This window comes from Pseudonocardia sp. 73-21 (assembly GCF_001899645.1).
GTDB lineage: Bacteria > Actinomycetota > Actinomycetes > Mycobacteriales > Pseudonocardiaceae > Pseudonocardia.
This window is the reverse complement of the sequence record NZ_MKVV01000061.1, coordinates 47,590-70,823: the sequence shown is the minus strand read 5'-3', so window position 1 is coordinate 70,823 and position 23,234 is coordinate 47,590. Positions and strand designations below refer to the sequence as shown.

At 73.3% G+C, this 23,234-nt stretch carries 21 protein-coding genes and 1 pseudogene; 12 read left to right on the top strand and 10 right to left on the bottom strand.

All coding sequences use genetic code 11. From position 1 onward, the window contains the following. Nucleotides 1-170 precede the first annotated feature (170 nt). From BGP03_RS20150 to BGP03_RS20135, 4 genes are all read right to left on the bottom strand, one after another. A complete protein-coding gene (locus BGP03_RS20150) occupies nucleotides 171-1,289 on the bottom strand; it encodes an epoxide hydrolase family protein (RefSeq protein ID WP_298797429.1) in 1,119 nt (372 codons plus the stop codon). Between the two features lie 2 nt (nucleotides 1,290-1,291). Beyond that, nucleotides 1,292-2,035, bottom strand: a complete 744-nt coding sequence (locus BGP03_RS20145) for an SDR family oxidoreductase (protein ID WP_296373739.1) — start codon at nucleotides 2,033-2,035, stop codon at nucleotides 1,292-1,294. Beyond that, on the bottom strand, nucleotides 2,035-3,030 hold the full coding sequence (locus BGP03_RS20140) for an acetamidase/formamidase family protein (protein WP_298797427.1): 996 nt from the start codon (nucleotides 3,028-3,030) through the stop codon (nucleotides 2,035-2,037). The genes BGP03_RS20145 and BGP03_RS20140 overlap by 1 nt, the downstream gene beginning before the upstream one ends. Before the next feature lie 334 nt (nucleotides 3,031-3,364). Then, nucleotides 3,365-4,099, bottom strand: coding sequence for an IclR family transcriptional regulator (locus BGP03_RS20135; RefSeq protein ID WP_296373735.1), 735 nt, complete (start codon nucleotides 4,097-4,099; stop codon nucleotides 3,365-3,367). A gap of 69 nt (nucleotides 4,100-4,168) precedes the next feature. Between BGP03_RS20135 and BGP03_RS20130 the strand changes: the two genes are divergently transcribed. The 4 genes from BGP03_RS20130 (at nucleotide 4,169) to BGP03_RS20115 (ending at nucleotide 7,551) form a co-directional block, all read left to right on the top strand. Continuing rightward, on the top strand, nucleotides 4,169-5,323 hold the full coding sequence (locus BGP03_RS20130) for a 4-hydroxybenzoate 3-monooxygenase (RefSeq protein WP_296373733.1): 1,155 nt from the start codon (nucleotides 4,169-4,171) through the stop codon (nucleotides 5,321-5,323). Further along, the gene (gene pcaH / locus BGP03_RS20125) at nucleotides 5,323-6,036 is read left to right on the top strand and encodes a protocatechuate 3,4-dioxygenase subunit beta (RefSeq protein WP_296373731.1); all 714 of its coding nucleotides are present in this window, start codon (nucleotides 5,323-5,325) and stop codon (nucleotides 6,034-6,036) included. The genes BGP03_RS20130 and pcaH overlap by 1 nt, the downstream gene beginning before the upstream one ends. Before the next feature lie 61 nt (nucleotides 6,037-6,097). Further along, complete coding sequence (gene pcaG / locus BGP03_RS20120; protein ID WP_296373729.1) at nucleotides 6,098-6,640, top strand: protocatechuate 3,4-dioxygenase subunit alpha; 543 nt, start codon at nucleotides 6,098-6,100, stop codon at nucleotides 6,638-6,640. A 410-nt stretch (nucleotides 6,641-7,050) separates the two neighbouring features. Then, nucleotides 7,051-7,551, top strand: a complete 501-nt coding sequence (locus BGP03_RS20115) for a GtrA family protein (protein ID WP_296373727.1) — start codon at nucleotides 7,051-7,053, stop codon at nucleotides 7,549-7,551. Here BGP03_RS20115 and BGP03_RS20110 read toward each other — a convergent pair. Both BGP03_RS20110 and BGP03_RS20105 read right to left on the bottom strand, forming a co-directional pair. Then, nucleotides 7,506-7,658, bottom strand: a complete 153-nt coding sequence (locus BGP03_RS20110) for a hypothetical protein (protein WP_296373726.1) — start codon at nucleotides 7,656-7,658, stop codon at nucleotides 7,506-7,508. The genes BGP03_RS20115 and BGP03_RS20110 overlap by 46 nt on opposite strands. Next, nucleotides 7,651-8,799, bottom strand: coding sequence for an acetyl-CoA hydrolase/transferase C-terminal domain-containing protein (locus BGP03_RS20105; RefSeq protein WP_296373724.1), 1,149 nt, complete (start codon nucleotides 8,797-8,799; stop codon nucleotides 7,651-7,653). The genes BGP03_RS20110 and BGP03_RS20105 overlap by 8 nt, the downstream gene beginning before the upstream one ends. A 38-nt stretch (nucleotides 8,800-8,837) precedes the next feature. On the opposite strand from BGP03_RS20105, the gene BGP03_RS20100 reads away from it, so the two are divergent. The 3 genes from BGP03_RS20100 to BGP03_RS20090 are packed head-to-tail and all read left to right on the top strand — an operon-like array spanning nucleotide 8,838 to nucleotide 11,669. After that, complete coding sequence (locus BGP03_RS20100) at nucleotides 8,838-9,815, top strand: glutathione S-transferase C-terminal domain-containing protein (RefSeq protein ID WP_296373722.1); 978 nt, start codon at nucleotides 8,838-8,840, stop codon at nucleotides 9,813-9,815. After that, on the top strand, nucleotides 9,812-10,399 hold the full coding sequence (locus tag BGP03_RS20095; protein WP_296373720.1) for a helix-turn-helix transcriptional regulator: 588 nt from the start codon (nucleotides 9,812-9,814) through the stop codon (nucleotides 10,397-10,399). The genes BGP03_RS20100 and BGP03_RS20095 overlap by 4 nt, the downstream gene beginning before the upstream one ends. A 34-nt stretch (nucleotides 10,400-10,433) precedes the next feature. Next, on the top strand, nucleotides 10,434-11,669 hold the full coding sequence (locus tag BGP03_RS20090; protein ID WP_296373718.1) for a glycoside hydrolase family 3 N-terminal domain-containing protein: 1,236 nt from the start codon (nucleotides 10,434-10,436) through the stop codon (nucleotides 11,667-11,669). Between the two features lie 197 nt (nucleotides 11,670-11,866). Here BGP03_RS20090 and BGP03_RS20085 read toward each other — a convergent pair whose 3' ends face one another. Further along, the gene (locus BGP03_RS20085; protein ID WP_296373716.1) at nucleotides 11,867-17,476 is read right to left on the bottom strand and encodes a carboxyl transferase domain-containing protein; all 5,610 of its coding nucleotides are present in this window, start codon (nucleotides 17,474-17,476) and stop codon (nucleotides 11,867-11,869) included. A 128-nt stretch (nucleotides 17,477-17,604) separates the two neighbouring features. On the opposite strand from BGP03_RS20085, the gene BGP03_RS20080 reads away from it, so the two are divergent. The 3 genes from BGP03_RS20080 to BGP03_RS20070 are packed head-to-tail and all read left to right on the top strand — an operon-like array spanning nucleotide 17,605 to nucleotide 18,984. Then, nucleotides 17,605-18,063, top strand: a complete 459-nt coding sequence (locus BGP03_RS20080; RefSeq protein ID WP_296373714.1) for a universal stress protein — start codon at nucleotides 17,605-17,607, stop codon at nucleotides 18,061-18,063. Between the two features lie 10 nt (nucleotides 18,064-18,073). Next, entirely contained in the window at nucleotides 18,074-18,619 is a 546-nt protein-coding gene (locus BGP03_RS20075; protein WP_296373712.1) for a carboxymuconolactone decarboxylase family protein, read from the top strand. After that, nucleotides 18,619-18,984 (top strand): VOC family protein, encoded by a 366-nt coding sequence (locus tag BGP03_RS20070; protein WP_296373710.1) that lies wholly within the window; start codon nucleotides 18,619-18,621, stop codon nucleotides 18,982-18,984. Before BGP03_RS20075 ends, BGP03_RS20070 begins: the two co-directional genes overlap by 1 nt. Here the strand turns inward: BGP03_RS20070 and BGP03_RS20065 are convergent. Further along, a complete protein-coding gene (locus BGP03_RS20065) occupies nucleotides 18,975-19,307 on the bottom strand; it encodes a hypothetical protein (protein WP_298797420.1) in 333 nt (110 codons plus the stop codon). The two genes, BGP03_RS20070 and BGP03_RS20065, sit on opposite strands and share 10 nt — an antisense overlap. An 80-nt stretch (nucleotides 19,308-19,387) precedes the next feature. Beyond that, nucleotides 19,388-19,855, bottom strand: coding sequence for a helix-turn-helix domain-containing protein (locus tag BGP03_RS20060; RefSeq protein ID WP_296373706.1), 468 nt, complete (start codon nucleotides 19,853-19,855; stop codon nucleotides 19,388-19,390). Between the two features lie 59 nt (nucleotides 19,856-19,914). On the opposite strand from BGP03_RS20060, the gene BGP03_RS20055 reads away from it, so the two are divergent. Both BGP03_RS20055 and BGP03_RS20050 read left to right on the top strand, forming a co-directional pair. Beyond that, a complete protein-coding gene (locus tag BGP03_RS20055) occupies nucleotides 19,915-21,306 on the top strand; it encodes a DHA2 family efflux MFS transporter permease subunit (protein ID WP_298797417.1) in 1,392 nt (463 codons plus the stop codon). Between the two features lie 35 nt (nucleotides 21,307-21,341). Continuing rightward, nucleotides 21,342-21,716: pseudogene (locus BGP03_RS20050) on the top strand (PaaI family thioesterase); the annotation flags it as partial. On the opposite strand, the gene BGP03_RS20045 reads toward BGP03_RS20050, so the two are convergent. Next, nucleotides 21,605-23,194, bottom strand: a complete 1,590-nt coding sequence (locus tag BGP03_RS20045; protein WP_298797414.1) for an MFS transporter — start codon at nucleotides 23,192-23,194, stop codon at nucleotides 21,605-21,607. The pseudogene BGP03_RS20050 and the gene BGP03_RS20045 overlap by 112 nt on opposite strands. Nucleotides 23,195-23,234: the final 40 nt, after the last annotated feature.

Below are 23,234 nucleotides of genomic sequence, written 5' to 3'. Positions count from 1 at the left end.
CCGCCCCACCGCCACCCCCGCGAGTCGGCGGTTTCGCGTGCGCGAGTCGGCGCCGGCAGCGACCGTCGGGGGGCGGCCAGGCGCCGACTCGCGCGCGGGGATCTGCCGACTCGCGCGCGGGGATCTGCCGACTCGCGCGCGGGGATCTGCCGACTCGCGGGGTGGGCGGGTTACCTCAGCGTCTGGAAGAACTCCCGGAGCTCCGCGACGTAGACCTCCGGCTGCTCCATGCTCGCGAAGTGGCCGCCCGTCTTCTGCTCCGTGTAGTGGCGCAGGTCCGTGTAGCGACGCTCGATCCAGCTGCGGGGAAGGCGGTAGAGCTCGTGGGGGAACAGCGTGACGCCCGTGGGCACCGGGACCTCGTCGGTGCGCCGCCGTCCACCGAAGCTCTCCCAGTACAGCCGCGCCGACGACGCGCCGTTGCCGGGCAGCCAGTAGAGCATCACGTTGTCCAGCAGCCGGTCGCGGCTGATCACGTTCTCGGGGTGCCCGGCGCAGTCGGTCCAGTCCCAGAACTTCTCGACGATCCACGTGCACTGTGCGGACGGGGAGTCGAGCAGGCCGTAGCCGATGGTCTGCGGGCGCGTGGACTGCTCGGCGGAGTACCCGCTGCGCACCGTGCGGAAGGTGGCCTGGTCGGCGACGGCGGCCTGCTCGGCCTCGGTCAGCGGTGGCACGCTCCCCTCGGGCGGCCGGGGCGCGACGGGCATCGTGAGGTGGATGCCCCGCAGCCCGTCCGGGGCCGCGGTGCCCAGCGCGCTGGTGATGATCGAGCCCCAGTCACCGCCGGCGGCGACCCAGCGGTCGTAGCCGAGACGGTCCATGAGCTGCGCCCAGGCCGTCGCGATCCGCTCGACGCCCCAGCCCGCGACGGTCGGCTTGGCGCTGAACCCGTAGCCGGGCAGCGACGGCGCCACGACGTGGAACGTCTCGCTCAGCGGGCCGATCACGTCCAGGAACTCGACGACCGACCCGGGCCAGCCGTGCGTGAGCAGCAGCGGCAGCGCGTCCTCGTTCGACGAGCGGACGTGCAGGAAGTGGATGTCGACGCTGTCGTCCCCGCCGCCGTCGAGCCCCGTGACGAACTGCGGGAGCGCGTTGAGCTCGGCCTCGCAGCGCCGCCAGTCGTACCCGTCGGCCCAGTACGCGCAGAGCTCCTGCGCGTAGTCGAGCGGAACGCCCTGCGTCCAGCCCTCCACCGTCGCAGGCTCGGGCCATCGGGTCCTGGCCAGCCGCTCGCGCAGGTCGTCGAGCTGGGCCTGGGGGACGGCGACACGGAACTCGCGCATTGCTAGAGCTGCACTCCTCGGGTCAGAGCACCGTCCACGACCAGGTTGGTGCCCGTGATGAACGACGCCCGCGGGCTCGCGAGCATCACGACGGCGTAGGCGATCTCCTGCGGGGTGGCCATCCGCCCCGTCGGGTTGAGGCTCATGGCCAGGGAGAACAGGTCGGGGTTGCCGCCCTCGATGCCCTCCCACACCCCGCCGGGGAAGTAGGTGTTGCCCGGCGACACGCAGTTGGCCCGCGCGCCGGACGGGGCGAGCTGGAACGCGAGCCCCGAGACGTAGTGCACGACGGCGGCCTTCATGGTGCCGTAGGCGTCCTTGGCGAAGTCGACCTCGCGCCCGGACACCGACGACACCGCGACGAACGACCCCTTCGACGCCTCCAGGTACGGCGTGGCGGTCTCGGACATGCGGACGGTGTGCATGAGGTCGACCTCGAAGCCGGCCTTCCAGTTCTCCTCGCCCGGGCCGATGGCCAGCGCGCTGACGTTGGCGACGGCCACGTCGATACCGCCGAGCCGCTCCGCCGACGCCGTCACCCACGCGGTGAGCGCCGCGCCGTCACCCACGTCGAGCGCGGTGCCGACGGCCCCCAGCTCCCCGGCGGCCTTCTCCACCTCCGCGGCGTTGCGCGCGCAGAAGGCGACCGTGGCGCCCTCGGCCAGCAGCGCCTCCACCACCGCGCGTCCGATGCCCTTGGTGCCGCCGGTGACCAGCGCGACCTTGCCGGTGAGTCCGAGATCCATCAGACGAGTCCTTTCGAGAGGGAGCGCAGGTGGCGGTGCATGCCGCCGTAGGCGTCGGCCGCGGGCAGCAGGGCCTTCTCGATCTTGGTGATCGCGCTGTAGTTCGCGTCGACGACGTTGGCCAGCGGGGAGAGGCTGATCTGGGTGAGCAGCTGGTAGGCGTCGAGCCGGTCGAGGCCGTACAGCTCGCCGAGCCAGGCGATCATGCCCATCTGGCTGGCGCGCCAGGCGTCCTCCAGCGGCCGCGACGACCCGACTACGACGTAGTGGTCGTCGTGCTCGAGCCGCGGCCACTCCGGAGCGCCACCCTTCACGAGGTCGACGACCACCGTCACGTCCATCGCCCCCTCGACCGCGGTGCCGCAGCTCTCGCCCTCGCCCTGCCGGTAGTGCCCGTCGCCGAGCGAGAACAGCGCGCCCTCCACGTTGACGCCGAGGAAGCAGGTGGTGCCCGCCTTCATCTCGGGGGTGTCCATGTTGCCGCCGAACTTGTCGGGCACGAGGCTCGTGCGCACCTCGCGCCCGGCCGGGGCGACGCCGACGGTGCCCAGCATCGGGGCCACCGGCAGCTCCAGGCTCAGGTTCCTCGCCTCGTAGAGCACCGTGCCCTTCGCGCGGTCGAGCTGGTAGATCCACGTCCGCTCGGGCAGCGGCTCCTGCAGCAGCGCGGTGCGGTCGGTGCCGGTCAGGGCGCCGAAGAACGGGATGGTGGTGGACGCGGCCCAGTCCCGGGCGGGCGTGAGGTCCACGATGTGGATGGCGAGGGTGTCGCCCGGCTCGGCGCCCTCGACGTAGAAGGGGCCGGTCTGCGGGTTGACCTCGGTCATGTCGAGCACCTGGCTCGGCATGTCGGTGACCCGCTGCAGACTCCCGGAGAAGGCGTCCTCGGTCCACAGCTTCAGCGCTGTGCCCGGCTTGATCCGGTGGGTCGGTGCGGCACCCCCGAACGTCCACGCGAACTGGTGCGGCTCGGGGCGGAACTCCACGACGTCCATCGGCGTGATCGTTGCCCCGTGAAGTGCCTTCCGCAAGAGCAGGGCTCGACCTTCCGGCGGCTGGAGCTCCTGGCGTCGCGGCCATGACCATCGAGGTGATCGCACCTACTCCGCCATACGGCGGATCCTGACGCCCCGCTCGCCGAGCGGATCTCCTGCGCGCGATGCCGGAGCCGGTCGCGGGCATGTTCCGGTACTTCCCGGGCGAGCCCGGCCTGGTCGCGCCGCACCCCAGGGGCAGCGGGTTCCGCGTCGACCGCGAGGACCGGGCGGAGATCGGCGTCCGTCACACGTCAGCGCCCTCCGGCGGGCGTTGCCGTGCGGACCGTCGCGGTCACCCGCCGAGTGCGCGCGAGATCCCCCGGGCCGCCGCCCGCACCACCGGCACGTACGGCCGGGCGTCTCCACCCTCGGCCGGCACCACCACCGACAGCGCTGCGACCACCTCGCCGCGCGGCCCGTGCACCGGGGCGGCCACCGACAACGCGACCAGCTCGATCTGGCCGTCGCTGACGGCCACCCCCGTGCGCCGCACGTCGGCCAAGGCGCGACGCAGGTCGTCGGGCCGGCAGAGGGTCTTCGCGGTGTAGCGGTGCAGCCGGCCCGACAGCACCTGTTCCTGCAGCTCGGGGGAGGCGTGGGCGAGCAGCACCAGGCCGACCCCGGTGGCGTGCAGCGGCAACCGGCCCCCGACGCGCGTGATGACGTTGACCGCCCCGCGCCCGGACAACCGTTCGACGTACACGGCGTCGCGGCCGTCGAGCACCGCGAGCTGCACGTTCTGGCGCGTCACCTCGACGAGGTCCTCCAGGAACGGCAGCGCCGACTCGCGCAGCCCCAGCCCGCGCGGGGCGAGCGCCCCGACCTCCCACAGGCGCAGCCCCACCCGGTAGCGCCCGTCGTCGGCGCGTTCGAGGGCGCCCCAGCCGGCGAGCTCGCCGACGAGCCGGTGCGCGGTGGTCAGGGGCAGGGCGGCGCGGCGCGCGATCTCGGTGAGGGTCAGTTCCGTGTGCTCGGCGTCGAACGCGGCCAGCACCGCCAGCACGCGCGCCGTCACCGTGTCACCCACGGGTGAGAGTCTTCCGCTCAGCGGAAGTGCCGTCGAGCGGGGGTCCGACGCTCCACCATTGTCGGACGCATGCGCACCCAGGTGGGAATCGTGGGCGCGGGACCGGCAGGGTTGCTGTTGTCGCACCTTCTGGCCCGCCAGGGGATCGAATCGGTGGTGCTCGAGGCCCGCAGCCGCGAGTACGTGCAGCAGCGGGTCCGGGCCGGGGTGCTGGAGCACCCCACCGTCGAGCTGCTGCGCGAGGTCGGGCTGGGCGCGCGGATGGACGCCGAGGGCCTGCCGCACGCGGGCGTCTCGCTGCGGTTCGAGGACGCCGACCACCGCATCGACTTCGCCGCGCTGACCGGCCGCGGCATCGTCGTCTACGGGCAGCAGGAGGTGGTGAAGGACCTCATCGCCGCCCGCCTCGCCGACGGCGGCGACCTGCGGTTCGAGGTCTCCGACCTGGCGCTGGACGGCGTCACCGACGATCCGGTGATCAGCTACACCCGCAACGGACAGCGCGAGGAGCTGCACTGCGACGTGATCGCGGGCTGCGACGGCTTCCACGGCGTCAGCCGCGGAGCCTTCTCCGGTGAGACGTTCGACCGGAAGTACCCCTTCGCCTGGCTCGGCATCCTGGCCGAGGCCGCGCCGATCCAGGACGAGCTCGTCTACGCCAACCACGCGAACGGATTCGCGCTCTACTCGATGCGCAGCCCCGAGGTCACGCGCCTGTACCTGCAGGTGCCGCCCGACACCGACGCGGGCACGTGGTCGGACGCCCGGATCTGGGACGAGCTGCGGCTGCGGCTGGGCACGGAGATCAACGAGGGCTCGCTGATCGAGAAGAGCGTCACGGGGATGCGCAGCAACGTCCGCGAGCCCATGCGGCACGGGAAGCTGTTCCTCGCCGGCGACGCCGCGCACATCGTGCCGCCCACCGGGGCCAAGGGAATGAACCTCGCGATCGCCGACGTGCGAATCCTCGCCGACGCGTTGGAGAGCTACCTGCGGAAGGGGGACGAGACCGGCATCGACGGCTACTCCGACACCTGCCTGCGCCGCGTCTGGCGCGCCGAGCACTTCTCGTGGTGGATGACCTCGATGCTCCACAACTTCCCCGACGAGGACGCGTTCCAGCGGAGGATCCAGCTCTCCCAGCTCCGCTACACGGTCTCCTCGACCGCCGCCGCCACCAGCCTCGCCGAGAACTACGTCGGCCTGCCCCACGGAGCGATCTGATGACGTCCATCCAGCCCGTCGGCTACCGGCCCGTCCCGGACGGTACCAACCCGCCGCTCGCGTTCGAGGGATACAAGAGCACCGGGCTGCGCGCGCCGTCGCAGCCGCTGGTGGTGCTGCGCGACCGGCTCACCGAGGTGACCGGCCCGCTGCTCACCGGCCCGATCGGCACAGGCGACCACGATCTCACCACCCAGCACGCGGGTGAGGCGATCGGCCAGCGGATCGTCGTGTTCGGCCAGGTCCGCGACTCCGACGGTCGCGCGGTGCCGGACACGCTCGTCGAGGTGTGGCAGGCCAACGCGGCGGGCCGCTACGCCCACGCCCGCGACAACTGGCCCGCGCCGCTCGACCCCAACTTCTCCGGCGGCGGCCGCGTCCTCACCGACAGCTCCGGCCACTACTCGTTCACGACGATCAAGCCCGGCGCGTACCCGTGGGGCAACCACCACAACGCCTGGCGCCCCGCGCACATCCACTTCTCGCTGTTCGGGCGGGCGTTCACCCAGCGCCTGGTGACGCAGATGTATTTCCCGGACGACCCCCTGTTCGCCCAGGACCCGATCTTCAACTCCGTGCCCGACGAGAAGGCCCGGCAGCGGATGATCTCCACGTTCGACCTGGACGCCACCCGCCCCGACTGGGCCCTGGCCTTCCGGTTCGACATCGTGCTGCGCGGACGCGAGCAGACGCCGTTCGAGGAGCATTCTTGATTCCGCCGACCACGATCACGGCTTCCGTTCCAGCCGCCCCACCAGCCATGGAGCACCCGGTATGAGCGCCACCCCGTCACAGACCGTCGGCCCGTTCCTGAGCATCGGCCTGACCTGGACCGACGGTCACCTCGTCGTCCCCGAGGGCTCGCCAGGGGCCGTCCGGATCACGGGGGTGTTGGCCGACGGCGCGGGAGCCGTGGTGCCCGACGGGCTGATCGAGACCTGGCAGGCCGACGCCGAGGGCCGCTTCGACCACCCCGACGACCCGCGCGGCGCGTCGGGCTCCGGGTTCGGCGGCTTCGGCCGCTGCGCCACCGACCCCGAGGGCCGGTTCACGATCGTCACGGTCAAGCCCGGCGCGGTCGGTGACGGCCAGGCCCCGCACATCGCCGTCTCGGTGTTCGCGCGCGGCCTGCTCGACCGGGTGGTCACGCGCATCTACTTCCCCGACGAGGCCGCGGCCAACGCCACCGACCCGCTGCTGTCGTCCCTGCCGGCGGAGCGCGCGGCCACCCTGGTCGCCGCGCCGGCGTCCGACGGCGGGCTGACGTTCGACATCCGGCTGCAGGGCGAGGGCGAGACGGTCTTCCTGGCCGTGTGATCGCTACCCCGGACCGGGTGTTCGAACGGTTCGGTGACCACGCCCGCGGACGGTCGTGCCGGGCCAGCAGGAGTCCCTTGAGCTGGGGGCACCCCGTCGCCGGCGCAGGCCACCTGCTGCCGGGCGGCCTGTCCCTCGGTGATCCGCTGCCCCGGCACGATTCATCCGCACCACGGTGATCGAGTCGCTCGGCCCTGGTGAGCCGACATCGTGACCCCCGGCCGCTGACCGTGTCGCCCCGGTCTCCTCGGCGGGACCGGGCCGAACCGGTGGCGACGATCACGCCGAACACGCCGTGGATCACGGAATCGCCCGACGATCACGGGGTTCACACAGATGAGGGACAGCCCACACCGCGTTTGTCGCGAGGGAAACGTCGGGTAATGATCGACAACGGGACAGGAGGGGACATGGTCGACGTGACGAGCTCGGCGTTCGGGTTCACGGTGCCCGTCGTCGCCGTCCCCGAGTCGTGGCGGGCGCGCGTCCGCCGGGCCCATCCGTTCGCCACCCAGGCGGCCCGCTACACGATCGTGGGCGCGCTCGGCACCATCGCCAACGCGGTGGTCTTCCTGGCTCTGCGCACCTGGTGGGAGGCCCTCGCGGCCAATCTCGTGGCGCTGGTGCTGAGCACGCTGCTGAGCACCGAGGTCAACCGCCGCTTCACCTTCCAGGGTGCCGCGTCGGCCCATCGTTGGCGCACCTACGTGCAGAACGGCGGCACCGTCGTCTTCTACGCGTTCTACAGCTCCGCGGTGCTGGTCGGCCTGGCGATGGTGGTCGACGATCCGAGCCCGTGGCTGCAGTCGGTGGCGGTCGCCGCCGCGAGCGTCCTCGGCGGCGCGGCGCGTTTTCTGCTCCTGCGCTACTGGGTGTTCGACGGCCCGCCCGGCAACGGGGCCGGCGCCTGACGCTCGTCGTGGCGCTGGATCTCCACCCGCGCCTCCTGCCCCACCAGACCGCCCGGAACGACGGCGCACGCGACCACCGTCAGCGGGATCGCGGCCGCGTCACTCATCCCACAACCGTGCCAGGGCCGCTGCGCGTTCGCGACGGTCCAGCCCCCGCAGGTCCGCCGAGCCGTGCTCGGTGACCACCACGTCCACGTCGTGCGAAGCGGTGGTGACGGGCCGCGACAGCGTCTCCACCAGCGTCGACGCCCCACGGTGGCCCGACGCCACTGCCACCACCGACAGCCCGCGCAGCGACCGCGTCCCCGCCGCCGCGTAGTCGGGATGCCCGCCGACACCGCCCACCACCGCCGTGGCCGTGCCCTCGACGTTCACCTGCCCGGCCCGGTCGATCTCCACCGCGGTGTTCACCGCGATCAGCGGCGACGGGGTGTCCGAGCACAGACGGCCCGGGTCGTGGGTGACCTCCAGCGGGTGGAGCAGCGCGCGGCCGTCAGCCCAGTCGTAGAGCCGCCTCGTGCCCACCATGTACGCGCCGAAGGCGCTGATCAGCAGGCCGCGCGCGTCGAGGTCCACGACGGACTCGGGCAGCAGGCCGGAGTCGACGCGCACCGGCACGTCGATCGCGTCGAGCACGGCCGCGCCCAACCGGCCGGGCCCGACCTGCACGCGGGCGCCCTCGGGCACCCACCGCGCGACGTGGGCGGCGATGCGGCGGTCGACCTCGCCCGGGGCGGAGAAGGCGACCTCACGGGGCGCGTCGTCGGTCTCGCCGAGCACGGTGATCGCGTCCGCGGGCAGCGGCGGGCCGGCGTCGGAGTGCGGGGCCGTGCGGGAGACGACCGCGGCCACCGGGATCCCCGCGAGCACAGCCCCGCGCATCCACGACACCTCCGCGCCGAAGCGCAGGCCGTCGGGGGTGCGGACGAGCGAGGCGAGCACGAGATCGGGTCGCAGCGGCCCGGCCAGCAGCGACGGCACCGCCGACAACCGCGTCGGCACCGACCGCACCGCCCCGGCGTCGACGGGCTTCCGCAGCCCCCAGCCCGACATCACGGTGCGGGCGTCGGCGAACGCGGCGCCGTCGAGATCCGGTTCGGCGTGCGGCGTCCAGCCCAGGACGAGGCGCAGGTCACCGTGGTGCCCGGCGATCCGCGTCAGCTCGGGGAACAGGGCGCGCGGCGTGCCCGTCCCGTCGGCCACCGCGATGCGCATCCCCGGGCGGATCAGGTCGTCTAGTGCGGGCACGGCACCCACACTAGGTTTCGGCACAGTAGGTTCCGACTGTGACCACCTTCGAACGTGAACCGGTCGCGCTCGACGAGCGGATCACCGCCGACGGCTCGTCGCGGTGGCCCGTCGAGGCCGGGCGCTACCGGCTCGTCGTCGCGCGGGCGTGCCCGTGGGCCAACCGGGCGGTGATCGTCCGGCGGCTGCTGGGCCTCGAGCAGGCGATCTCGATGGGCATCGCCGGGCCGCTGCACGACGAGCGCAGCTGGCGCTTCCACCTCGACCCCGACAACCGCGACCCGGTGCTGGGCATCGAGTACCTCGGCGAGGCCTACCGCACCGCCGACCCCGGCTTCGACGCCGGCATCACGGTGCCCGCCATGGTGGACCTGCGCACCGGCGGCGTCGCGACGAACGGCTTCCAGCAGCTCACCCTCGACTTCTCCACGCAGTGGACGGCGTTCCACCGGAGCGGTGCACCCGACCTCTACCCGGAGGCGCTGCGCGCGGAGATCGACGAGGTGAACGCGGGCGTCTACGAGGACGTGAACAACGGCGTCTACAAGTGCGGGTTCGCCGGCAGCCAGGCCTCCTACGAGCGGGCGTACGCGGCGCTGTTCGCCCGGCTCGACGCGCTGTCCGAACGCCTCGCCACGCGCCGCTACCTGGTGGGCGACACGATCACCGAGGCCGACGTCCGGTTGTGGGTCACGCTCGTGCGGTTCGACGCCGCCTACCACGGCCACTTCAAGGCCAACCGCCAGAAGCTCACCGAGATGCCGGTGCTGTGGGCGTACTCGCGCGACCTGTTCCAGACGCCCGGGTTCGGCGACACCATCGACTTCCTGCAGATCAAGCAGCACTACTACGGCGTCCACCTGACGATCAACCCGACGGGGATCGTGCCGGCCGGCCCGGACGTCTCGGGGTGGCTGACCCCGCACGGGCGCGAGGAGCTGGGCGGGCGCCCGTTCGGCGACGGCACCCCGCCCGGCCCGCCGCCGTCGGGCGAACGGGTCCCGGACATCGCATGACGGGCCCGGACCTCGACGGGGTGCTGGAGGCCGTGGGTCCGCGCCTGCGCGCGCTGCGCCGGCAGCGCGGGGCGACGCTGGCCGAGCTGTCGGAGAGCACCGGGATCTCGGTGAGCACCCTGTCGCGGCTGGAGTCCGGGCAGCGCCGGCCCACCCTCGAACTGCTCCTGCCGCTCGCGAGGGCCCACCAGGTTCAGCTCGACGAGCTCGTCGACGCCCCCGTCACCGGCGACCCCCGCATCCACGCCCGCCCGTTCCAGCGGCACGGCTCGACGTTCATCCCCATGACGCGTCGGCCGGGCGGGGTGCAGGCCTACAAGCAGATCATCCCGCCCCACTGGCCGCCCGGGGAGCCGGACCTGCGGACGCACGAGGGCTACGACTGGTTCTACGTCCTGTCCGGGCGGATCCGGCTGCTGCTCGGCGAGCACGACATCGTGCTCAAACCGGGGGAGGTGGCGGAGTTCGACACCCGCACCCCGCACTGGTTCGGCAACCCGGGTCCCGAGCCGGCCGAGGTCCTGAGCCTCTTCGGCCCGCAGGGGGAACGCCTGCACGTGCGGGCCCAACCGTCCCCCGGCTGACGCGGGAACGGGCCGGGGCGGATGATGGTCGGCGATGTCGTTCAACCGTGGAACCATCCGACCGCGTCGCAGCCGCTCGGCCGTGCCGCTGCTGGGCGGGCTCGTCGTCGGGATGCTGGGGAGCCTGCTGGTGGCCCCGGCGTCGGCTGCGGTCCCGGCCGCCGCTCCGGCCACCGCCGCCCCGACGTCGGCACCCGCTCCCGCACCGGAGCTCACCGGCCTCGCCCTCGGCGCCGACCGGCTGCCCGACTGCACCGCCGCCGTCACCGCGATGACCCCGCGGGCCCGGCTGGCGCAGCGCCTCATGGTCGGGGTGGAGGGCGACGACCCCGCCGGCACCGCCTCCACCGTCCGCGACACCCAGGTCGGTGGCATCTTCGTCGGCGGCAACGCCACGCAGCTGCTGCGCAACCAGTCCCTGCGCGGGGTGCAGGCGGCCTCGCGGGTCCCGCTGGCCGTCGCCGTCGACGACGAGGGGGGCCGCGTCCAGCGCATCGACGCCCTCGACGGCGAGCTGCCCAGCGCCCGCACCCTCGCGGCCACGAAGACGCCGCTGGAGGTGCGCGACGTCGCCCGTGAGCGCGCGAAGAAGCTCCTCGCCCGCGGCATCACGATGAACATGGCCCCCGACGCCGACGTCAGCAACCAGCCCGCCGACGACGTGATCGGCGACCGGTCCTTCAGCAACGATCCCGACACCGTCACCACCTACGCCCTCGCCTACGCCCTCGGGCAGCGCGAGGCGGGGATCTTCACGGTGCTCAAGCACTTCCCCGGCCACGGGCACTCCAGCGGCGACTCCCACAAGGGCCGCGTCACCACCCCGCCCCTGGCGCAGCTGAAGGCCGACGACCTCAAGCCCTACGCCACCCTGCTGGGTGACGGTGGCGCACTGGCCGACAACAACGGTCGCGGCCGCACCGCGGTGATGGTGGGCCACCTCGACGTCCCCGACCTCACCACGGACCTCCCCAGCTCCCTGACCCCCGCGGTCTACCAGCTGCTGCGCGGCCAGTACGGCTTCGACGGGCTGGTGATGACCGACGACCTGGGCGCGATGAAGGCGATCACCGACGAGTTCGCCCTGCCCGAGGCCGTCCAGCGGGCGCTGGAGGCCGGCGCCGACATGGCGCTGTGGACCAGCGGCGGCAAGGTCACCCCCGTCCTCGACGCCCTGCAGCAGGCGTTGACCAGTGGCAAGCTGGACGGGGCGGCGAACGACAAGGCGGTGGCCCGCATCCTGGCCGCGAAGGGCCTCTGCACCCGCTGACGCGCCATCCGCGCGCGTACTGTGCAGCCGCGCGCGGGCCTCATCCCGTTGCGAGCAGAGAAACGGCACCACACGCCGGTCCCGATGGAAGGTCGGGAGATCATCCGCGCCAGGTCCGGTAGGCCAGATCGGGACGGCCGCCAGATCACCACACATCGTTCGACGGCTCGCCATCCGGACCCCGACGCAACCGGCGATCAGTCCCCGGCCTTCGCCATCCCCCTGCGCACCGCGCTGATCAGGTACGGCCGCAGCCTCGTCGGCGGCACGATCTCGTCCACCGAGCCCACGCTCTGGGCGCGCTGGATGCTGTGCTTGGTGTCGAACTCGTCCGCCACCTGCCCCAGCTTCTCCGACCGCACCCCGGGCCGCAGCGCCGCCAGCTCCGCCGTCAGCCTCGCCGCCTCGGACTCCGACCCGCTCTGCCGGGCCTCGGCGATGCGGGTCTCGAGGTCGGCGATCCGCGAGTCCGCGGCCGTGCGCTTGTTGACCTCGCCCGCGAACACCACCGCCGCGGCGGGCGCACCACCGAGCACCGACGCGTAGGAACCCTCGACGGCGGCGATCTCCATGTTGTCGTTCAGCGTCCCGGAGAACACGACGAACGCGCCGCCGTGGTAGCGGCTGACCACGCAGAACACGATCGGACCGTCGAAGTTCACCACCGCCCGGCCGATCTCGGCGCCGTACTCCAGCTGCAGCGAGCGCAGCGACTCCGGGGAGCCGTCGAAGCCCGAGAGGTTGGCCAGCACCACCAGCGGACGGTTGCCGCTGGCCGCGTTGATCGCCCGCGCCGTCTTCTTCGACGACCGGGGGAACAGCGTGCCCGCGGTGAACGTCGTCGGCCCGTCCACCGGCACGCGGCCGCGGCGGGGGAGCGGCCGGGACTCGATGCCCAGCAGCGCCACCGGCTGCCCACCGAGGTGCGCGTCGAGCACCACGACACCCTCGGCGTCGATCATGTCGATCCAGCGCTCCAGCGTGGGGTGGTCGGCGTCGGCCACCGACTTCAGCACCGAGCGGATGTCGAACGGCTTCTTGCGGCCCGGGTTGGCCGTGAACACCTCGCCGACGGTGGTGAAGTCGCAGCCCGCACCCGAGTGCGGCGAGTCGGAGATGTCGCGCTCCACCGGGTCGACGCTCGGCGCCGGCCGCGGGAACCGCTCGCCGGGCGCGCGGTAGGTGTGGGCGTAGTGGGCGAGCAGCAGGTCCACCGCCGCCGAGAGGTCCGGTGCCCAGTACTGCGCCTGGCCGTTCGGGCCCATGATCCGGTCGTAGCCGCCGATGCCGAAGTTGTCCTCGGCACTGACGCCACCGGAGTAGTCGAGGCTCTGCTTGCCGGTGAGCACCATGGTGCTCTCCGGCGTCATCACGAGGATGCCCTTGGTGTGCATCAGCATCGTGGCCTCGGCGTTCCAGTACGGCTGGGCGCCCACGTTGATGCCGGTGACGATGACGTTGATCTCGCCGCCGTCCTGGGTGAACTCGATGATCGCCCGCAGCACGCGGGAGATCCAGTCCATGTTCTCGGTGCCGGAGTCCATCGCGATCTTCGCGCCCGCCGAGACGGCGAACCACTCGATCGGCGCGTCCAACCGCCGGGCCAGCTCGACCGCGGCCACGACGCGGCGGCACTCGGGCTCGGCCAGCGCACCCAGGGCGCGGGTCGGGTCACCGAGCAGCACGACGCGCGTCATGCCCTCGGGGTAGCGCGCGGTCTTCGTGGTGACCGTGCCCAGCACGATGCTGGCGGTGTTGCCGCCGGGCGCGCGGTCGACGGGCACCGGGGCGAACGAGTCGTCGAGGTCGTACTCGGTGAACTCGCCGGCCGGGCCGCCGCGGTCGGGGTTGCGGGTGATCATCGGGACCAGCTCGAACGGGTACACCGCCCCGCGACGACGGGCCCGGATCACCTTCTGCGTGTACGCGTCGAGCTCGCGCATGGGCTCGGTGGCGGGCTCGGTGACGCGCACGGTGAGCCCGGCGCCCGGGGGCCGCGACATCCGCAGCATGTACTCCTGCGGTTCGGCGGCCGGATCGGTGGCGTGCCGGAACTGCACGATCACCTGCTCCAGGCCCAGCGCTTCGGACCGCGGCGCCAGCACGCGCACGACCGAGTCCAGCTCCTCGAACGCCACGTCGACGACGGGCCAGACGTAGAGCAGCACGCGGTTCCAGTCGAGCCGGGAGTCGGCGGGGGTGGCCGCACGGGCCGAGCGCAGGGCGTCGAGGCAGGAGTCGAGCACGTGCTCCAGCTGCGGCAGCGCGCGGATGCGGCCACCGGGCGAGGAGCCCGCATCGGCGCTGTCGTCGCGCAGGATCGTCAGGTCGCGGACGTCGGAGAGCACGATGAGCCGCTTGTCGTCGGCCGACTCCTTGCCCACCGCGCGGAACAGGTGGACGTCGATGGGGGAGGGCAGGCGGGTGAGCTCGAAGCCCGACAGCCGCCACAGCCCCAGCCGCTCGGCGACCATCGGGTGCAGGCCACGCAGCGTCCGGTCCTCCACCGGCTTCCGATCAGGGCCGGCCCGGAAGGTGAACCACGCCGAGCGCTCGTCTCCGGCCGGGCGCCGCACCGCGACCGCGACGCGCGCGAGCCGGTCGGGCAGCCGCCCGAGCAGCGCGCGGATCTTCTCGGCGGAGCGCTCGGGGTCGGCGTCGGGCGCCTCGCCCGCGATCACGTAGAGGTCCAGCAGCGCCGTCGCTCCCTCGGGGAGCTGGGTGATCAATCGGCGCAGGTCGCCCTGGACGGCCATCGGGTCGCCGCCCGCGGGGGCGTCGGGTGCTGTGTGGACGGTGGTGGCCAGCACGACGTGCTGGTGCCCGTCGTGGTCGTAGAGGGCGGTGAGCAGGGGGCGGCCGCCCCGGTCCTGCAGTGTGACGTCGGCCAGCGGACGCACCCGGTAGTACCGCCGCGTCATGACCTCCAGCATCGCGGCCTGGTGGTCCTCGCCGAACACGCCGAGGATCGGCTCCGCGGCCGAGACGATCCGGTCGATCTGGCGGGCCCGCTCGGTGGGCTCGTCGGAGAGCCGGTCCAGCTCGGCCCGGACCTCGGCCTGGCCCGCGGCGCGCTCGGCGTCGAGCAGGGGTGCGTCGAAGCAGGTGTAGCGCACGCGCCGGGCCAGCCCGCCGACGACCGGATGGCGCAGCTGGGTGGCCGTGACGAGCTGGTCCAGGACGCGCTGGTACTCCTCGCGCGCGTTCTCCGGCAGCGAGTCGGGGTGGCGCAGCCGCCACTGCAGCAGGTCCAGCAGCACCGGCACGTGCGCGGACGCGCGGCGGTGCGCCAGGAACATCCGGTAGAGCGCGCTGTGCAGCTCGTCGGAGGGCTCCAGGTCGGCGACGCCGTAGTGCGCGAGCGCGCGGCGCAGCTTCTCCCGGAACGACTCGGGCAGCCCCTCGACGTCGGCGTCGCGGGAGCGCAGGTAGGCGTGGAGGTACTCCTGCGGGTTGCGGGCCTCCTCGCCCGCCGGGTCGATCTGCTGCGACTCGTCCTCCGGGCCGCGGCGGTTGCGCGACAGCGCGCACAGGTCGGCGAAGATCCGGAACGTGGCCATCTCGCCGTGCAGCACGCTCGCGTCGTCGGGCTTGAGCTCGTCGCGGGCCGCGGTCAGGGCGGCCAGGAGCGGGCGGGCGTCGCGCTCGTCGATGTCGTAGCCGAGCACCAGGAAACGCAGCGAGGTCAGCGCGTCGGCGGCCACGGCGCCCGCGTCCGACCCCGCGACGGCGGGCGTGGCGAGCGCGGAGAGATCCGCCCGGTCGCCGCTGGAGGCGGGCCCCGCGTCGGCGTCGGGCTCCAGGCGGATGATCTTGGTGCCGCCCTCCACCTGGGTGTTCGTGTCGACGAGCACCTCGGCCACCCGGCCGGCGACGGGCGCGCGCAGCGCCGTCTCCAGCTTCATGCTCTCGACGATCGCGACGACGTCGCCGGCCTGCACCTCGTCACCGGGGGAGACGGGGACGGCCACCACCATCGCGGGCGCGGGCGCGCGGACCAGCCCGGCCTCGCCACCGGAGATGCGGTGCACCGCGCCGTCGACCTCGACGAGGTAGTCGGAGCCCTGCGGCACCGACAGCACGTGGAACGTGTGTCCCCCGACGGTGAGCTTGCGCTCGAACCGGCCGGTGCGTTCGGCGTCGACGTCGATGTCGTGGCCGTCGAGCGAGACGTGGTAGCGCCCGGTGCGCGACTGGGCCACGCGCAGCCGGTAGGACTCGCCCGCCGCGCGCACGTCGACCTGGTGCCACGTCTCGTGCCCGACCTCGGGCCGGCCGCGCTCGGCGGAGGCGAACAGCCGCTCCCGCTGCCGGGCGACGTGCGCGTCCTGGGCCTCGACGGCCGTGGCCAGCAGCGCGACGTCGAGGCGCCGAGGCGGCGTGTAGCCGTCGGCCATCATCGTGTCGAGCCAGGTGGTGTCGGTGTCGCCGGAGCGCACCTCGGGGCGGTCGAGCAGGTCGAGGAGGAACGCCTTGTTGGTGGTGCCGCCGTCGATCACCGCGGCGGTCTGCTTCAGTGCACGGGACAGGCGCGCGCGGGCCTCGTTGCGGTCGCGGCCCCACGCGATGACCTTCGCGATCATCGAGTCGAACTGGGGCGGGATCGTGTCGCCCGCGGCCACCCCGGTGTCGACGCGGACGCCGGGGCCGCTGGGCAGTGCGAGGTGCTCGATGCGGCCCGGGGCGGGCGCGAAGCCCTGCTCGGGGTCCTCGGCCGTGAGCCGGGCCTCGATCGCGTGCCCGCGCGCGGGCGGCGCTCCGCCGTCGGTCCCGGCCCACCCGCTGTCGGCCAGCCGGCCGCCGCCGGCCACGTGCAGCTGCAGCTTGACGATGTCGACGCCCGTGGTGGCCTCGGTGACGGGGTGCTCCACCTGCAGGCGCGTGTTGACCTCGAGGAACGTCAGCAGGCGCTCCTTGGGCTCGTAGAGGAACTCGACGGTGCCCGCGTTGACGTAGCCGGCGGCCTTCGCGAGCGCCGCGGCGGAGGTGCGCAGCAGCTGCTCCTGCTCGGCGTCGAGCGCCGTGGACGCCGACTCCTCCAGGACCTTCTGGTTGCGCCGCTGCACCGAGCAGTCGCGGATGCCGAGCGTCCACACGTCGCCGGTGGCGTCGGCCACCACCTGTACCTCGACGTGGCGGCCGCCGGAGATCGCGCGCTCCAGGAACACCGTGGCGTCGCCTGCGGTCTTGGCGGCCTCGGACCCGGCGCGCTCGAAGGCCTCGTCGAGCTGCTCGGCGCGGTCGACGCGCCGGATGCCGCGCCCGCCGCCACCGGCGGTGGCCTTGACCATCAGCGGGTAGCCGATGCGCTCCGCGTGCTCGCGGGCCGCGGCGAGGTCCGGGACGGCGCCGTGGCTCCAGGCGGCGAGCGGCACGCCGACCTCCTCGGCCAGCTCCTTGGCCGCGATCTTGTCGCCGAGCCGCTCCATCACCTCGGGCGACGGCCCCACGAACACGATGTCGAGGTCACGGCACAGGCGCGCGAAGTCGGCCTTCTCCGAGACGAAGCCCCAGCCCGGCCACACGGCGTCGGCGCGCGCGACCTTCAGCGCCCGCTCCAGCTCGGCATAGTCGAGGTAGGGGCTCGGGCCCATGTAGTCGGGATCGTCGGAGCCGATGAGCACCGCCTCGTCGGCCTCGCGGACGTACATCGCGTGCCGGTCGACGGCGGTGTGGATCGCGATGGTGCGCAGCGGACGCAGTCCTTCGGCGTTCCACTCCCGCACCGCGTGGATCAGCCGCATGGCCGGCTCGCCCCGGTTGACGATGGCGACCCTGCTGAACAGCTGCTCCGACACGATGTGCACCCTCCGTTGCTCGACCCGCCGGGATCATCCGGCACAGGCCCACCCAACTCGACCGGACCGCCTTCGCACAACCTGCGTGCGGGGGACCCCGACATGATGCCCGGTCGCATCCGGCGGAAGATGATCGCGTGGAACGCATCGTGGTCGGTATCGACGGGTCGGACACCTCCAGGGCGGCGCTGCGGTGGGCGGCGACCGCGGCGGCGGGTCTCGGAGCGGAGCTCGACGTGGTCCGGGCGTTCCGCTACCCGCCCGCGCTGCACGACTGGACCGCGGTGCCCAGCAACTACGGCTTCCTGCCCGAGCTCCCGGCGGCGGACGTCGTGGAGCGGGGCGCGCACGACGACACCGCCGATCTCGTGGCCTCGGAGCTCGGGGCCGAGCCCGCCGTCAAGGCCACGGTGCGTGCCGTGCGGGCCGAGGGGCGCCCGGCCGAGGCGCTGGTCGAGGCGGCCGCGGGCGCGTCGATGCTGGTGGTGGGGCGCAGTGGCCACGGCGGCATCAGCGAGATGCTGCGGATCGGGTCGGTGGCGCGGGCCTGCATCGAGCACGCCCCGTGCCCGGTCGTCGTGGTCCCCGCGTCCTAGGGTCGCTCCCATGGCCCGTGTCCCGTACGTCGATCCCGAGAACGCCCCGCCCGCCACCGCGAAGGCGTTGCGCAACCTGCCGCCGCTGCACGTCTTCGGGCTGCTGGCCCAGGCCGAGTCGGCGTTCGTCCCGTGGCTGCGCTTCGGTGGGGCGGTGCTGAGCGACCTCGCGCTGGACCCACTGCTGCGCGAGCTGACGATCCTGCAGGTCGGACGGCTGGCGGCCCGCTACGAGTGGGAGCAGCACGTGCCCATCGCGCTGGCCTGCGGTGCCACCGACGAGCAGATCGCCGCGCTGGACGCCGGCGACGTCGAGCACGCGTCGTTCACCCCGGTCCAGCGGGCGGTGCTCGCGTTCGTGGCCGACATGGTGCGCGACGGCGAGGTCCCCGACGACCGCTACGCCGCCCTGGCCGCGGAGCTGGACAACCGGCGGGTGGTGGAGGTGGCGCTCACCGCGGGCCACTACCTGGGCCTGGCCCGGATCATGACCGCGCTGCGGATCGACTCCGACCCGCCCACCCCGCTCGGCTCGCTGAAGGCAACGACCTCCTAGTGGAGATCCTCGCCGGCCGGGTGCTGCTGCGGCCCGTCGACATGGACGCCAGCCTGGCGTTCTACCGCGACGTGCTCGGCCTCGCGATCGCCCGCGAGTTCCCCGGTGGCACGGTGTTCTTCCTGGGCGGCGGGTTCCTGGAGCTCTCGGGCGCCGCGGGGGCGCGTGCCGACGACAAGATCCGGCTGTGGTTGCAGGTCCGCGACCTCGACGCCGCCCACCGGGAGCTCGCCGGGCACGTCGTCCGCGAGCCGCGCCGTGAGCCGTGGGGGCTGCACGAGATGTGGGTGGCCGATCCCGACGGCACCCCGATCGTGCTGGTGCAGATCCCTGAGGACCACCCGATCCGGCGGGATCAGCGCTGATCGACCGTGGCCCGTGGTGACTCCGCGCGCTGCTGCGGCACGGCGGTGCCCAGCACCGGGGCCGTGATGACCGGGATGGGTCCGGTGTCGAGGTAGCCCTGCCAGTCGTGGGTGGGGAACCCCGCGTACTTGCGGGCCCGCCAGTCGTAGGACTGGCCGCGGGCGCCGCACCGGAAGCACATCTTCTCCCGGCCGAACCACACCTCGAGGCAGCGGCAGCACTGCAGGTGGGCTCCGCGCCAGCGGCGGTCCACCTTGAGGACCACCACGATGCCGGCCGCGATCACGGCGAACCCGGCCACCAACGTCATCCAGACCAGCATCGCGCGAGAGTACTGAGGAAACAGTCCCGCTGGGTAGCCGTTCTGTCGCAGAAAGTACCCCGTCGGGCGATCCGACCTGGTCAGCCCGCGCGGCGCGCCCCGGGTCCGGGCACGGACCGCAGCCGGGTGGTGTCCTCGATCAGGTGGCCCTCGGCGCAGCGCAGCTCCACGTGCACGGGCGTGCCGCACTCCCGGTGCTCGACGCGCATCGGCGGGCCGTCGGGCCCGGCGCGGTGGGCGTCGCCCCACTCCAGCATCGCGACGATCACCGGGCGCAGCTCGCGGCCGGCGCGGGTGAGCCGGTACTCGTGCCGTTCGCGACGGCCGGGCTCCTGGTAGGGCACCCGGTCGACGATGCCCTCGTCGATGAGGCTGGTGAGCCGCCGCGTGAGCACGTTGCGGGCCACGCCGAGGTGGGTGGCCAGCTCGTCGAAGCGGTGGATGCCGTTGAAGAGATCGCGCAGGACCAGCACCGTCCAGCTGTCGCCGACGACCGTCGCCGTGCGAGCCACGGAGCAGCGGGTGCTGTCGAGCTCCTTCCAGTCCATGGGACCAGGGTAGCACTGGGTTGCATTCTGAAACCCAGACGCTCTACGCTGCGTTTCTTATGAGAACTCAGCAGGTTCGGCCCGGGCTCGTGCTCGCGGTGTCGTCGCTCGCGGCCTTCCTGGCGTTCCTCGACGTCACGATCGTCAACATCGCGTTCCCGGCCATCACGACGTCGTTCCCCACGGCGTCGCTGGCCGGGCTGTCGTGGGTGTTCACCGCCTACAACGTGGTGTTCGCGGCGCTGCTCATCCCGGCGGGACGGCTCGCGGACCTGCTGGGCCGCCGCCGCGTGTTCCTCGCGGCGCTGGGCCTGTTCGGCGTCGCATCCCTGGCCTGCGCGGTCGCCCCCGCCGCGGGCTGGCTCGTGGCCGCCCGGGTGCTGCAGGCCGTGGCCGCCGCGCTGCTCGCGCCGTCGTCGCTGGCGCTGCTGCTGCCGGTGTTCCCGCCCGAGCGGCGCGGCGTCGCCGTCGGCACGTGGGGGGCGATGGGCGGCGTCGCGGCGGCCACCGGGCCCGCCCTGGGCGGCGTGCTCGTCGACGCGTTCGGCTGGCGGGCGGTGTTCCTCGTGAACATCCCGGTGGTGGTCGTGACGCTCGTGGCGGGCGTCCGGCTGCTCACCGAGACCCGCGACGAGCGCTCGTCGCTGCCCGACCTGCTCAGCGTCGGCCTGCTCGGGGCCGGCGTGGCGCTGCTGTCGCTCGGCATCGTCAACGGGGAGGACACCTGGACCGGGCCCGGTACGCTCCTGCCGCTGCTGGCCGGAGCCGCGCTGCTCGTCGCGTTCGGGGTGCGCAGCGCGCGGGTGGTCAACCCCCTCGTTGAGCCCGCGCTGTTCCGGCTGCGCGCGTTCACCGGCTCGGTGGTCGGCTACCTCGTGTTCTCCGCGGGCTTCTACGCGCTGCTGTTGTCGAACATCCTGTTCCTGACCCGCTCCTGGCACTACGACGTGCTGCTCGCCGGCCTCGCGGTGACGCCCGGCCCGCTGATGGCCGCGGTGTTCTCGACGGTCGGCGGCCGCCTGTCGGACCGGTTCGGCGCCCGAGCGTCGATCGTCCCGGGTGCGCTGGTGTTCGCCCTCGGCTGCCTGCTGTTCGCCACGCGCATCGGCCCCGACCCCGCCTACCTGACAGCGTTCCTGCCCGCGACGCTGCTCACCGGCACGGGGGTGGGGCTCGTGTTCTCCGGGCTGGGCACCGCCGCCGTCGCGCAGCTGCCACCCGCCCGGTTCGCCACCGGCAGCGCCGTCGGCACCTGTGCCCGTCAGATCGGGGCGGTGTTCGGCATCGCCGTCCTGCTCTCCGGCCTCGACGCGGGCGGGCCCGGCGCGTTCCGGACCGCCTGGTTCGCCATGGTCGGCACCGCGCTCGCCACGGCCGTGTGCGGGCTCGTCATCGGTGCCGTCCGGGCCCGGCCCGCCCCCGTCCCCGCACCTCTGGAGGAGATCCGTTGACCGTCCGCGAGCGCACCCACACCTGGCAGGACCCCATGCTGACGGCGGGAGCCGCCGCGGGGACCGACGGGCTGACGTTCTGGAAGCGCGTCATGAACGGGGAGATCCCGGCGCCGCCGATCGCCACCACGCTCGGGTTCACCGTGCACGAGGTGGAGGAGGGGCGGGTGGTGTTCGGGATGGAGCCCGCCGAGTTCCACTTCAACCCGATCGGCTCCGTGCACGGCGGCGTCTTCGCCACCCTGCTCGACTCCGCCACGGGCTGCGCCGTGCACTCGGCCCTGCCCGCGGGCGTCCGCTACACGAGCCTCGACCTGTCCGTGAAGTTCCTGCGTGCCCTCAGCGCGGAGTCGGGCGAGGTGCGCTGCGAGGGGCTGGTGGTGCACCTCGGGGGAAGAACGGCGCTGGCGGAGGCGAGGCTCTGGGACGGTACCGGGCGCCTCTGCGCCCACGCGACGAGCAGCTGCCTGATCATCCGCTGACGCCCGGGGGCCGGGGCCGTCGGGGCCGCGCAGCGGGGCGTCAGCACCGCGATCACCGCCGCCACCAGCGACGCGCCCGCCGCCGCCAGGAAAACCGTCGTGTAGGCGGCCGCGGCGGGGAGGGTCTGGCCGGCCACCACCGTGGTCAGGCCGGTGGCCACGGCCGCCGCCACCGCGCTGCAGCTCGACGTGCCCAGCATCCGCATCAGCGTGTTGAGGCTGTTGGCCGCGGCCGTCTCGGTCGGCGGCACCGCCGCCATGATCAGCAGCGGCAGCGCCGAGTAGGCCAGTGCCGCCCCGACCGCCGTGACGCCGGACGCCACCATCACCAGCGGGATCGACGGCGGCAGGAGGGCCAGTCCGACGTTGCCGAGGGCGAGCACGGTCGCGCCGACCACGAGCGTGGTGCGGGCGCTGAAGCGCGCCGACAGCCGCGCCGACAGCGGTGAGAACACCGCCATCGCCCCGCCGTTGGGCAGCAGCACCAGGCCGGCGGCGACGAGCGAGAGCCCGAAGCCGTAGCCGGCCGCGACCGGGGCCTGCAGGATCTGGGTGGTCACGAGGAACCCGGCGAACATGCCGAAGCCGATGAGGATCGACGCCACATTCGTCCACAGCACGGCGGGGCGGGCCGTGACGCGCAGGTCGACGAGCGGGCTGCGGGCCCGCAGCTCCAGGCGGCCCCACAGCATGAACGCGACCGCCGAGAACGCGAGCAGGCCGAGCACCCGCGGGCCGCCCCAGCCCCACTCGCCGCCCTTCGAGATCGCCAGCAGCAGCGCCACCAGCGCGACGGCCAGCCCGAACGCGCCCGGTAGGTCGAAATGCCCGCCGGAGCGCTCCGGCGACTCGCTCACGACCCGCGCCACCAGCGTGAACAGCAACGCGCCCAGCACCGTGGCCCCGACGAACAGCCACCGCCAGCTCGCGTGCTGCGCCACCAGCCCGGTGATCGGCAGCCCGACCGCGCCGCCGATGCCCAGCGACGTGCTCATCAGGGCGATGCCGCTGCCCACCCGGCCCGGCGGGAGCAGGTCGCGCATGATGCTGATCCCCAGCGGCACCACGCCGAGCGACGCGCCCTGCAGCGCCCGGGCCACGATCAGCGTGCCGATGTCGGGGGCGGCGGCTCCGAGCGCCGAGCCCACCGTCACCAGCCCGATGGCGACGAGCAGCATCCGGCGCTTGCCGAACATGTCCCCGAGTCGGCCCAGCACGGGCGCGCACACCGCGCCGGCCACGAGCGTGGCGGTGACGAGCCAGGCCACCGTGGCCGGCGACGCGTCGAGCAGCCGGGGGAACTGCGGGAGCAACGGCACCACCAGCGTCTGCATCAGGGAGACGACGAGCCCGCACGTGGCGAGCACGGCGACGACGAGCGCAGGACGGGATGCGGGGGTGGCCACCCGATCAGGTGACCACGGATTCGTTATCAATGGCAAGTTC